General features: G+C 36.2%; 11 protein-coding genes. All 11 read left to right on the forward strand.

Annotated elements, in window-relative coordinates; genetic code table 11:
• The first annotated feature begins 67 nt into the window (after positions 1–67).
• The 11 genes from E0E32_RS03635 (at position 68) to E0E32_RS03685 (ending at position 12,574) form a co-directional block, all read left to right on the forward strand.
• Entirely contained in the window at positions 68–955 is an 888-nt protein-coding gene (locus E0E32_RS03635; protein WP_207302263.1) for a carbohydrate ABC transporter permease, read from the forward strand.
• Positions 956–966: 11 nt separating this feature from the next.
• Positions 967–1,809: a carbohydrate ABC transporter permease gene (locus tag E0E32_RS03640; RefSeq protein ID WP_130858999.1), complete on the forward strand. Its 843-nt coding sequence runs from the start codon at positions 967–969 to the stop codon at positions 1,807–1,809.
• Positions 1,810–1,829: 20 nt separating this feature from the next.
• Complete coding sequence (locus tag E0E32_RS03645) at positions 1,830–2,939, forward strand: glycoside hydrolase family 172 protein (protein WP_130859000.1); 1,110 nt, start codon at positions 1,830–1,832, stop codon at positions 2,937–2,939.
• A gap of 158 nt (positions 2,940–3,097) precedes the next feature.
• Positions 3,098–4,129, forward strand: coding sequence for a LacI family DNA-binding transcriptional regulator (locus E0E32_RS03650; protein WP_130859001.1), 1,032 nt, complete (start codon positions 3,098–3,100; stop codon positions 4,127–4,129).
• A gap of 141 nt (positions 4,130–4,270) precedes the next feature.
• Positions 4,271–5,536, forward strand: coding sequence for an extracellular solute-binding protein (locus tag E0E32_RS03655; protein ID WP_130859002.1), 1,266 nt, complete (start codon positions 4,271–4,273; stop codon positions 5,534–5,536).
• Positions 5,537–5,632: 96 nt separating this feature from the next.
• Positions 5,633–6,913, forward strand: a complete 1,281-nt coding sequence (locus E0E32_RS03660; protein ID WP_130859003.1) for a sugar ABC transporter permease — start codon at positions 5,633–5,635, stop codon at positions 6,911–6,913.
• Positions 6,913–7,755, forward strand: coding sequence for a sugar ABC transporter permease (locus E0E32_RS03665; RefSeq protein ID WP_130859004.1), 843 nt, complete (start codon positions 6,913–6,915; stop codon positions 7,753–7,755). The genes E0E32_RS03660 and E0E32_RS03665 overlap by 1 nt, the downstream gene beginning before the upstream one ends.
• Positions 7,756–7,791: 36 nt before the next feature.
• A complete protein-coding gene (locus E0E32_RS03670) occupies positions 7,792–10,176 on the forward strand; it encodes a glycoside hydrolase family 31 protein (protein WP_130859005.1) in 2,385 nt (794 codons plus the stop codon).
• Between the two features lie 417 nt (positions 10,177–10,593).
• Entirely contained in the window at positions 10,594–11,307 is a 714-nt protein-coding gene (locus E0E32_RS03675) for a sugar phosphate isomerase/epimerase family protein (RefSeq protein WP_286171689.1), read from the forward strand.
• A 150-nt stretch (positions 11,308–11,457) separates the two neighbouring features.
• On the forward strand, positions 11,458–12,138 hold the full coding sequence (locus E0E32_RS03680) for a GntR family transcriptional regulator (protein WP_286171718.1): 681 nt from the start codon (positions 11,458–11,460) through the stop codon (positions 12,136–12,138).
• A 10-nt stretch (positions 12,139–12,148) separates the two neighbouring features.
• Positions 12,149–12,574, forward strand: coding sequence for a PTS sugar transporter subunit IIA (locus E0E32_RS03685; RefSeq protein WP_066195851.1), 426 nt, complete (start codon positions 12,149–12,151; stop codon positions 12,572–12,574).
• Positions 12,575–12,581 lie beyond the last annotated feature (7 nt).

The following is a 12,581-nucleotide window of genomic DNA, read 5'->3' on the forward strand; positions in this document are numbered from 1 at the left end:
AAAGGATGTTTGACTGTCGAATAGTTAATACAGTGGTAAATCTTCTATACAGAAAAGAGTGATTCAAATGCAAGGCTCTATGAAAAAGTCAACCAAGTGGAAGTTGGCTATGCTGTTAATTTTACCTGTTTTGTTAATCAGAGGATTTACAATTATCTATCCATTGGTTGTTACATTTATTAACAGTTTCTTTGAAATAAACATGTTTCAAGGTGGTGTATCTACCTTTATAGGTTTACAAAACTTCGTCAATATATTTTCTGATCCGAAAGTTATTTCATCCATTAACTTTACAATAATTTTTACGGTGATTTCAATGATTTTCCATGTCGTATTAGGTCTAGTACTGGCCTTAATGTTAAATATGAAATTTAAAGGAAAAAAATTTCTTCGAACAATTACTTTAATTCCTTGGGCGATGCCGATGGTAGTAACTGGGATTGCGGCAAAATGGGCATTTAATGACAGTTATGGTTTAGTAAATGACTTAATTAGGAGGATAGCACCTGAGTTTCAATTTGATTGGCTGATTCATCCATGGTCTGCTCAATTTGCGGTTATTCTAGTTGATCTATGGAAGGACATTCCTTTCTTTGCAATTCTATTGTTAGCCGGCTTGCAATTTATTCCCGAAGAAATATATGAATCTGCAAAAATAGACGGGGCCGGCCATATAAAATCTTTTTTTAAGATTACATTACCAATGGTAATCCCGACTTTGTTAACGCTTTGTATCTTTTTTACCATGTGGCGGATTACAATGTATGACTTAGTGTATGCTATGACTTCAGGTGGTCCAGGTGATTCTACTAGTCTATTAGCCTATCGAATTGCGGTTGAGGCATTTACGAATTTAAATATTGGTTATGCTTCTGCATTGGCGATCATGTTGTTTTTAATCATGATTGTTTTCAGCAGTATTAATCTATTGTTCATTAAAAAGGCACAATACTAGGAGGAATGAATATGCCTGCCAAACAAAAACGTATCTTTTCTTTTCTTTTTCGGTGGGGACTGACACTTGGAGTAGCACTAATTATATTAATTCCTCTCTATTGGATATTCATATCGTCCATTACACCTAGGGGAGAATTATTCTCGACTCCAATCGATTATTTTCCAGATAATTTCACTTTTCAAAATTATGTGGATTTATTTATTGAATTAAATGTGGCAACAATGGCTTGGAATACATTAATTATCACGGTATTTGCATTATTGTTAACCATATTGCTAGGCACAATAGCTGCCTATTCTTTTGCCCGCTTTGAAGCATTTCAAAGTATAAGCTGGTCTTTCCGCTTATTATTATTCTCAGCATTGATTCCACCCGTTATTACGGCAAGACCATTGTATGATTTCATGAATTCATTTAATTTGGTCGATACTTATGTTGGGCTCATTATTTTGTACACTAGCTTGCTGATGCCATTTTCTGTATTGATATTGTATAATTTCGTCAAACAAATACCAGTAACCCTAGAAGAAGCAGCTCAAATCGATGGAGCAAATTTTGGAACTATTTTATTCAAAATTTATTTTCCATTAATGAAGCCAGCAATTGCAACAGTTTCCATTATTAACTTTATTTTAAGTATGAATGAATTCTTTACACCACTATTTTTTACTTACCATATTAAATTGTTAAGTGTTGGAATTACAACTGTTCCTAGAGAAAGTAATTTCGAAGTTCCTTGGGATCTTATTAGTTCGATGGGGTGGTTTATCATATTACCAATCATTCTATTCGTACTATTTTTCGAAAAAAATATTATGGAAGGTATTACTCAAGGCGGAGTAAAACAATAATTATTTAAAGAGGTGTGTATATGTTTCAAGATATATTTACTAACAATTTAGCTTCATTAGCACTAACCAACAATGGAAAATCAAGAGCAATTACAGCAGAAAATCCAACTGGAGAGCCTGGCCAAGGGGGGAAAGCATCCAATCACTTAGGTTCATCTCGTAAAGGATCTCCTTGCCTTAAAGATATAAACCCGGGTGAAACAGTTACTCTATGTGAAATCAAAGGGCCTGGTGTTATCCAACATATCTGGATGACAGTCACAGAGCAAACGGAAGGTAACTATTTTGTTTTACGTGATCTTGTACTACGCATGTATTGGGATGACCAAGAACACCCATCAGTGGAGACCCCATTGGGCGATTTCTTTTGCAATGGTTTTGGGCGAGGGTGTACAGTTAATTCCATTCCTATAGCCGTGAATCCAACAAGAGGTTTTAATAGCTATTTTCCGATGCCATTCCTTGAAAAAGCTGTGATAACGGTAGAAAATCAGCATGAAGCTCCTATTCCGGCTTTATTCTATCAGATTGATTACTGTCTATACGATTCCTTGCCAGAGAATACGGCTTATTTTCATGCTAAATGGAATCGTCAGAAGATAACTAATATTGCGGAAGACTATGTCATTATTGATGAAATTAAGGGTAAAGGTCAATACGTGGGAACGTATATTGGACTTGCTACACTGGAGAGATACTGGTGGGGAGAGGGAGAAGTGAAATTCTACATGGATGGTGATAAAGACTATCCAACTATTTGTGGTACGGGAATGGAAGATTATTTCGGTGGAGCATGGAGCTTTGCTACACAAGAATATGGAAAAACTGTTGAAAATACGTATTGTACTCCTTATATGGGTTACCCATATTATTCTAAGTCCGATGATGCTGTTCATTTTCCATTCCATAATGATGATGTACCGCCGATGAGGGGGTTCTATCGTTGGCATATCCCTGACCCAATCAGGTTTGAAGAAGAATTGAAGGTGACCATCCAACAGATTGGTGTTTATAAAAATGGATTATTTGAAAGACAAGATGATCTATGCTCAGTAGCGTATTGGTATCAAACAATACCACATCAGCCGTTCCCGCCACTTCCAAGTGTGCAGGAGAGGTGGCCTAGATAGGTTTAGTTTGGCGATGGTTTTTAGTGAGATAAATATAAAACAACAGGATTTTAATTTCAAATCCTGTTGTTTTTAATATTCTATAAAAAATAGTGTTGACATCTAAAAGCTAAACCTATATTATATAAATTAAGTTAACCGGTTAACTGGAGGTAACAATGAATAAAAAAACGACAATCAAAGATGTTGCTAAACATGCTCAAGTATCTTCAGCTACTGTATCATATGTACTGAATGATGTAAAAAAAGTATCAGATAAAACGAGAAATAGAGTTTTGCAAGCTATGGAAGAATTAAATTACTATCCTGATTACACTGCAGTGAGCTTATCAAAAAACACCTCTAAGTTAATAGGAGTAATGCTTCCTTTGACAGAAGATTCTCCGTTATCTGTATTTAAAGATAATTTATATTACAATGAATTTGTTAGCGGTGTAGAGTATATTGCTCGCAATCATAAATTTGATACGCTAATAACAGGAGTTGGCAGCCCTGAAGAATGTAGAAAATGGATAAAACGAAGAAACCTACATGGCGTGATCTTTTTAGGGGAGTTCCCTGATGAGTTACATCACGAGATGAAGAATCTAGATATCCCTATCGTATTAATAGATACATATGAAAATTTTGGCGATATTTATAGAAATGTAAAAGTGAAGGATTCCTACGGAGGGTATTTAGCGACAAAGCATTTACTGGATTCAGGACATAAGGACATTGCTTTTGTTGCCACAAGCCTATCTTTAAGTCCGGTTGACGTAAAAAGATATCAGGGTTATGTACATGCACATAAAGAAGCCGGTGTCCAGATGAATAAGAATCTAATTTATGAGTCAAAAGATATAACTTTTGATCATGGCGTGAGAATTGGAGAAGCAATATTAAATAATATCAATGATTTAACCGGAATTGTTACCGTTTCTGATATTCTAGCAATCGGTATTATGAAAGCTTTGCAGCAGAATGGTAGAAAGGTTCCGGAAGATTACTCTATTGTCGGATTTGATGATTTAAGTATCAGTCAATATGTGTTTCCGGGTTTAACAACGGTTAGACAAGATATTTTAGAAAAAGGAAAAAAAGCAGCAGAAATATTATTAAATAATGTGGGCGACATACAGTTAGAGTCTAATACCATTGAACTTCCTGTAAGTTTGATTATTAGGCATTCGACTCAATCATTGAGATAGTCGCTTGTTAAAATATGTGCTCTTTCAATATGAAAGCAGCACTTCCTTTAGCATTTCAGGTTAACCGATTAACTAAATGAAAGGAGGTGACTTAAAAAGTAGCTACAGCACCAATTATAATTAATAAAAGGGGAGTTTTAAATGAAAAAAATAAGTACACTAATGTTACTGTTGCTATTGATGTTACTTGCCGCTTGTGGTCCTGACAGAGATGAAGAAACTAACGACAATGGTGAATCAGATACAGACGCAACGGAAACGACAGAGTCAGATGGGCCTAATCAGTTAAAAATATGGGCGCCTAATGATCAATCAAGTGATATAGAAAATATTGTAGCTGGATATACAGAAGAAACCGGTATTGAAGTTGAAGTAGTTCCGTTTGCTATGGATGAACAAGAAGAGGCCATATCATTAGATGGGCCATCGGGTAACGGTCCTGATTTATTTTTTCAACCTGGTATTGGAAGCCTTTCCATTAAAGGGTTAGTTCAGCCAATGGAAGTAGATCAGGAAGTTTTGGATACTTATTCTGAAGGCTCTGTGGAAGCATTAAGTTATGAAGGAGAAATTTATGGGCTGCCTGCAGTAGTTGAAACACTAGCGCTTTATTATAACAAAAATTTAGTTCCAGAAGCGCCCGAAACAGTTGAAGACTTAGCAAATATTGCTGAAGAATTAACGAATGCAGCAAATGATGAATATGGATTTTTATACCCTGCAACTGATTTCTATTACTCATTCCCATTTATGGCCGGGTATGGCGCAAATATTTTTGCAGAAGAAAATGATGTATATAATATCGATGAAATAGGTTTGGCAAGTGAGGAAGCTGTGCAAGGTGGCGAACTTATTCAAGGGTGGTTTACTAATAATTATATTCCAACAGGTATCACACAAGATGTGGTTGGAGGGTTATTTAGTGATGGAAATGTTGGAGCAATAATAAATGGTCCTTGGGCATTAACAGAAATGAGAGAAGCTTTGGGAGAAGACCTTGGCACTGCTCCTTTACCACAATTAGAAAATGGACAGTACCCACAAACATTTTTAGGGACAAAAGGATGGATGCTTTCGGCGTATACAGAATATCCTGATGAGGCAACTGAACTAGCAATCTATTTAACGAATGAGAGTTCATTACAACAATATTTTGATGCAACAGGCGAGATGCCCGCTAAATCATCAATCCTTAGTAGTCCTCAAGTTCAAGACGATCCACTACTTACTGGATTTGGTACACAGCTTGAAAGAGCAAAGCCATTTCCTCCAGTGCCAGCGTTATCTGCTGTATGGGATCCAATGGCAGACGCTCTAACTTTTATTACGGAAGGCGAAGATGTAGGTGCAACACTAGAGGGAGCTGTTGAGGAAATTCAACAGGATATTGAGATGAATTATAAATAATAGTGATACAGCAGATGCTATATTTAATTTTAAACGAAATATAGCATCTGCACTTGTAATAAGCAAAAAGCATTTTGAAAAAAGGGGAGACTCCTAATGGCAAGAACAGAAAGTACACATAATGTAAAACTAGCCACCCTTTTATCTATCATCCCAGGTGTAGGGCAACTATATAATAAAAGATACATTAAAGGGTCTGTATTTATTGTGTTAACGATATCTTTTTTTATTGTATTCTATGATATTTTAAATATGGGCTATTGGGGATTGTTTACTTTAGGTGAGATTCCAGCAATTGATGATTCCAGAGTATTGCTAAGTCAAGGTATTATTGCATTAATAATTACCTCGTTCGCTATAACTTTTTATATTGCAAATTTGATAGACGCAAATAGAGATGCGAAAAAAATAAAAGAAGGACGCCACATATCTAATATTAAGGAAGCATTTATTAATGCATGGGACACAGCATTCCCTTATTTATTAACGGGGCCAGGGTTATTTTTGCTAGTATTTGTGGTTATTTTTCCACTATTATTTATGGCATTCCTTGCTTTTACGGACTACACCTTAATGAATTCACCACCAAAGAACTTATTAAATTGGGTAGGTTTAGATAATTTTAAATCATTATTAACCATTCCAATTTGGAGAAATACATTTTTCTCTGTGTTGGCATGGACTTTAATTTGGACTTTTGTGGCAACGTCTTTACAAATTGCTTTAGCTATGTATTTGGCAGTTATCGTAAATGACTCACGAGTGAAAATGAAAAAATTAATTAGAACTGTATTAATTTTGCCATGGGCAGTTCCTGGTTTTGTTACTATTCTTATTTTTACAGCGCTTTTTAATGACAACTTTGGAGCGATAAATAGGGATATATTAATGCCTTTATTTGATTCAGGGATTCCGTGGTTAAGTGATCCATTTTGGACTCGCTTTGCTTTAATAGGGATTCAAACTTGGTTAGGATTTCCATTTGTGTTTGCGTTGTTTACTGGTGTGCTCCAAAGTATCTCTAAGGAATGGTATGAGGCAGCAGATATGGATGGGGCCAGTAGAATTCAGATGTTTCGATTTATAACCTTTCCACATTTAATGTTTGCGACTGCTCCATTACTAATTATGCAATATGCTGGGAACTTCAACAATTTTAATATTATTTACTTGTTTAATGAGGGAGGTCCAGCAGTAAAAAATCAAAATGCTGGCGGATCCGATATTTTAATCTCATGGGTGTATGATTTAACATTTGAATCGAGTCAATTTAGTATAGCGGCTGCAATTTCACTGATATTAGGATTTATTGTAGCGATTTTCGCTTTTTTCCAATTTAGACGAACATCATCATTCAAAGAGGGAGGAAAAATGTAATGAACAAAAAAACAAAGAATGTGCTGGAGCTTGTTGTTATATATGGAAGTATTTTAATCATGTTTGTTGTCATATTATATCCTCTCTTATGGACGTTTGGGTTATCGTTGAACCCAGGATCAAGTTTATATGGTGCCTCAATGATACCTGATAACTGGTCATTTAAGCATTACGAATGGTTATTTACCGATCCAGATAGTGATTATTTATTATGGTATAAGAATACATTGATCGTCGCATTTGTAACCTCTTTAGGTTCAACGATTTTTGTCTCGTTAGTTGCATATGCCTTTTCCAGGTACCAATTTGTTGGTAAGAAATACGGAATTTATGCTTTCTTGCTTCTGCAAATGTTCCCTGTGTTAATGGCAATGGTGGCTATCTATATATTATTGAATCTTGTCGGTTTGCTAGATTCGTTGTGGGGCTTGATTTTAATTTACTTAGGTGGCGCTATCCCAATGAATGCTTTCTTGGTAAAAGGCTATTTTGATACGATCCCTCGCGAATTAGACGAATCCGCGCGTATGGATGGAGCAGGACATTTTAGAGTACTCTTCACGATTATGCTGCCACTCGCTAAGCCGATTTTGGCTGTTGTAGCCCTGTTTAATTTTATGACGCCATTTATGGATTTTATATTGCCCAGAATTATATTGAGAAGTCCAGAAAATTATACATTAGCCTTAGGGTTGTATAATTTTGTGAATGCTCAATTTGATAATAATTTCACTCGATTTGCAGCAGGAGCTATATTAATCGCAGTACCAATAGCAATTGTATTTCTGATGTTACAACGATATTTAATTAGCGGATTGACATCAGGTGCTACAAAAGGATGACAGACTAATATAGAAGTTGAAAAGGGGACAAACAATATGAAAGATTCAAGTTTTGCAATTTTACCTGAAAATGAAAAAGATAGTAAACCTGTTGAATATAAACGAATAGGATCGTTGCTTGCTTATTCCGTTAATAATCAAAATCAAGTAGAGCTAACTGGGGAAAATGGACATGTTACTATCATATTTTATCAAGAAAAAATTGTTAGAATGATTATGAATCCAAAACAAAAGCCTATAACGAAAACCAGTATGGCAGTAATCAGACAACCAGAAAAAGTCGAATTATTCGTTGATAATCGAGAAAATGACTTAGTGATTACGAGTGCCAACATTACTATCACTATTTGTAAAACATCCATGCAATTAAGAGTAGCCGATCAAAACGGATCTACTATAATGGAAGATGATGCTCAGTATGGAATGGCTTTTAATAAAAATAAAGAAATAATAAGTCTGAAAAAAATGACAGATGATGACCATTTCTATGGTTTTGGGGAAAAAACTAGTTTTCTAGATAAACGAGGAGAAAGAATGACAATGTGGAATACCGATGTATTTGCTCCGCATAATCCTGAAATTGATGCTTTATATCAGTCCATTCCTTATTTTATGGTGATAAGAAATGGAAGTGCACATGGTATGTTATTAGATAATACATCTAAAACCATTTTTGATATGAAGTCATCTAATACAACGTATTCCATAAAAGCAGAGGTTGGACAACTGGATTATTATTTATTTTGTGGTCCAACACCAAAAGCAGTAATTGAACAATATACAAGTATTACTGGTAAAATGCCTTTACCACCTAAGTGGTCATTGGGGTACCATCAATCGAGATATAGTTATAAGTCAGAACAAGAGGTACGGAATTTAGTAGAAAATTTTAAAACAAAGAATATTCCTTTAGATGCTATTTATCTAGATATTCATTATATGGATGGCTATCGTGTTTTTACATTTGATGAAGATTGTTTTCCTAACCCTGAGAAGTTCATAAAAGAATTAAAAAGTCAAGGTGTTCATGTTGTTCCAATCGTAGACCCAGGTGTGAAAGAAGACCCAGAATATTATATGTATCAAGATGGAATGCGTGGGGATCGATTTTGTAAATATATAGATGGTACGATATATCATGGAGACGTGTGGCCTGGTAGTAGTGCTTTCCCTGACTTCACCAGAGAAGAAGTTCGGAAATGGTGGGGAAAAAGTCATCAGTTTTATACCGATTTAGGAATTGAAGGAATATGGAATGATATGAACGAACCAGCTGTGTTCAATGAAACAAAGACGATGGACACAAAGGTTTGTCATGATTACGATGGTACGCCTCGTGTTCATCGCGAGGTACATAATGAGTATGCTTTACTTATGGAGAAATCGACTTATGAAGGAATGAAAGAAAATTTAGAGAATCAACGTCCATTTTTGTTAACACGTGCTGGTTATGCTGGAATCCAGCGTTATGCAGCTGTTTGGACTGGCGATAATCGCAGCTTTTGGGAACATTTACAGATGGCGATACCAATGTGCTTGAATTTAGGGATATCCGGTGTACCTTTCTGTGGTCCAGATGTTGGGGGATTTGCTCACGATTCTAATGGAGAACTACTTGTACGTTGGACGCAGTTTGGTATTTTTACCCCGTATTTTCGAAACCATAGTGAGTTGAATTCCATTCATCAAGAGCCTTGGTCTTTTGGAGAAACATATGAACATATCATCAAACAATATATCGAACAGCGCTACATTTGGCTGCCATATCTGTATACTTTATTTCAACAAGCTAGTGCAACTGGTTTACCGGTTATGCGTCCGCTTGTTTTAGAGTACCCTAATGATGAGAATACGTTTAATCTGTCTGATCAATTTATGATTGGCTCTGATTTGATTATTGCCCCAGTACTTCATCCAGGAGCACGACATCGAGTGGTTTATTTACCTAAAGGAGAATGGTTTAATTACTGGACAGATGAAAGGTTAGCAGGAGAGAAACATCATCTAATTCATGCCCCGATAGATATTCTACCTATTTTTGTGAAAGAGGGTGCTGTTATTCCACAGGGTAGGGTAAGAAGGTCCACTAAAGAAAAGGAAGAGGAATTGCTGATTCACATCTATCCATCTAAAAAGAATCACTCCTTCTTTACATACTATGATGATGATGGTAATACCTTTGGATATGAGACAGGCGAGTTTTTCACGAACGAAATACAATGCCAGCTGAAAAAGGACAAATTGAATATAACTATGGATACCAAACAGGATGGCTATTGGCCTGATTGGAAAAAAACTACTTTGTTGATTCATGGGATAGAGGAACATATGGATATTTATTTCAATGGAAGGAAACAGAAAACTGTATTTAATACGAATAATGAAACTATACACATTTGTGTTGATATTTCACAATCTTAAGACTTAGAAAGGGCAGGGAGCTATTTGAATCATTCTAATAGCTCCCAAACCATTCACACGGCCCCAAACCCTTCATAAATTGAAGTTATCTTTTAATCCACCTCCACTCCACTTCCGAAACTGAGAACCCAATTCTACAATTAATAAGACAACCACAAGAAAAGTTAGTATGATGATGGTAATTATAAAAAGAGGAGGAATGATGCCCAAAGGTATCAACTGATATCTTAAGTAGTTGAAAAGCTGCATGTGTCCATAGGATATCGTACAACTCTTCTAGTGATGTAGGTTAATCCTGCAAGCCTAGTGAAGGTGAGTAAGGAAATCAAGAAATGACCATGATGCAAAAAGGAGGGAAGAATCATTTTCAAAATAGGATTATGTTCTGTTACTTTTAGAAATTTATCTGTAGAAGAAGTGATCGAAACGGCTCTACAAACAGGTATTCAAGGGATAGAATGGGGCGGTGATATCCATGTTCCGCCTGGTAACTGGGACAATGCTGAAAAAGTTGCTCAATTAACAAGAAATGCAGGGATAGAAGTGATTTCTTACGGATCCTATTACCGTTTAGGAGTGGAAGAACAGGACGTGTCCTTCGAAGGTGTATTGCAAACCGCTGTGAAGCTAACAGTGCCTGCAATTCGTGTCTGGGCAGGCAATATAGGCTCGGCGAAAGCAATAGACAGTCACTGGGACAAGGTTGTGGATGATGCTAGGCGCATTGCTGACTTAGCGGCAACGCATGGAATTCATATTAATTTAGAGTATCACAACCGTACGCTAACAGATACGCCAGATAGTGCTGTACAATTGATGAAAGCCATTGATCACGCGAATGTTTCGTTGTATTGGCAGCCATCATTGTATGAAACAGTTGCTGAAAAAGTTGACAGTATTAACAAAATAAGAAAATGGCTCAGCCATGTACATGTATTTCATTGGGAATTCAACAAAGATAAGGTGATCGTACATCCTTTTTCAGAAGGTATTTCTGATTGGAAACAATATCTAAAGCAGTTGGAAGATAAGTATGGTATACGATACCTTATGATGGAATTTGTAAAAGGGGATAGTATAAGTCAATTACAGGAAGATGTACAAGCGCTGCGTGCTCTGAATGGAAGTTAAGATAACTAGGTTCATTATAGAAAAACATGGCATTAAAAAAAGGTATCATAAATCATAAAACTATGATATCATTATTTTTACAGCAACTTAATATATTAACTGGTTAACTGGTTAGGAGGTTATCTTATTTCTATCCCAAAGTATCAGCAAATAAAGCAAAGTCTTCTTTACAAGATTAATAGCGGACAATTTCTCCCAGGTGACAAATTTTATAGCGAAGCAGAACTAAAAAAGGAATATAACGTAAGCGGCATCACTGTCATTAAGGCCATACAGGAATTGAAGCAGGAAGGCTATTTAGTGCGCTATCAAGGTAAAGGGACTTACGTTTCGAAAGGGAAAAAGGCGAAGGTTGTGCGATTTTCAGATCAGGAAAAGTATCAAGGAATGCAGGAGTCTACTCGTGTATTAACGGTGGAACGAATGACGGATCCATCGATCGCCAAAGAATTAAATATTAGTGAAGAAGAGCCGTTTTATTTAATTAAACGTGTACGTATGATTGACAACATACCATTACTTGTACAGTATTCGTATGTTTTGGCTGAATTCATTAGAGAAGAGGATGTAGAGAATTTGGAAGCCTTTTCCTCTATCTATGAAAAGATCAAAGAAGATTTTCAAATTAATTTGTTCCAGGCGGATTCGACCGAAGTAACCGAGATTTGTTTCCCAACCCCGTCAGGAGAAAGTGATTTACTTGAGATTAAAAAGGATGAGCCTACTGCTTTTATCCGCAGACATACCTATCTACCGGGTAATAGAGTGGTTGAATATATCGAGACTTACAAGCGTTGGGAGTATTTCAGCAATAAAATAGAGCCTTTATAGGAGTGAGACCATGAATGTTTTATTAGTATCCCATCAAGGGGTAGCAAGTGGTATGAAAGAAGCAGTTCATATGATTACAGGAGAGCAGAAAAATCTCCATACGATCGAATTGACGGAAACGGGCGTTGGCGAATTTTCCACTGCGTTGACATCTTATTTAGAAGAAAGAAAACATACAGATCAAGCCTTACTTGTTTTGGCGGACTTAAAGGGTGGAACGCCTTACAATCAAGCCGTTGCACTAGTTCATAAATTAGATTTGGAGCAATTTGTTCATGTTGTAAGCGGAGTCAACTTACCGTTAATTCTTGAAACGCTTTTTATGGACGACAGCAGCTTTACAATCTCTGACCTTGAGCGGGTCATTACGTCTTCTAAGGAAGCTATTTTTAAGGCCGGTCCATTAGAACAGAATAATAATGATTTAGATGAATAGGGGGCAA

Source organism: Gracilibacillus phocaeensis (assembly GCF_900626275.1).
GTDB classification, from domain to species: Bacteria; Bacillota; Bacilli; order Bacillales; family Amphibacillaceae; genus Gracilibacillus; species Gracilibacillus timonensis.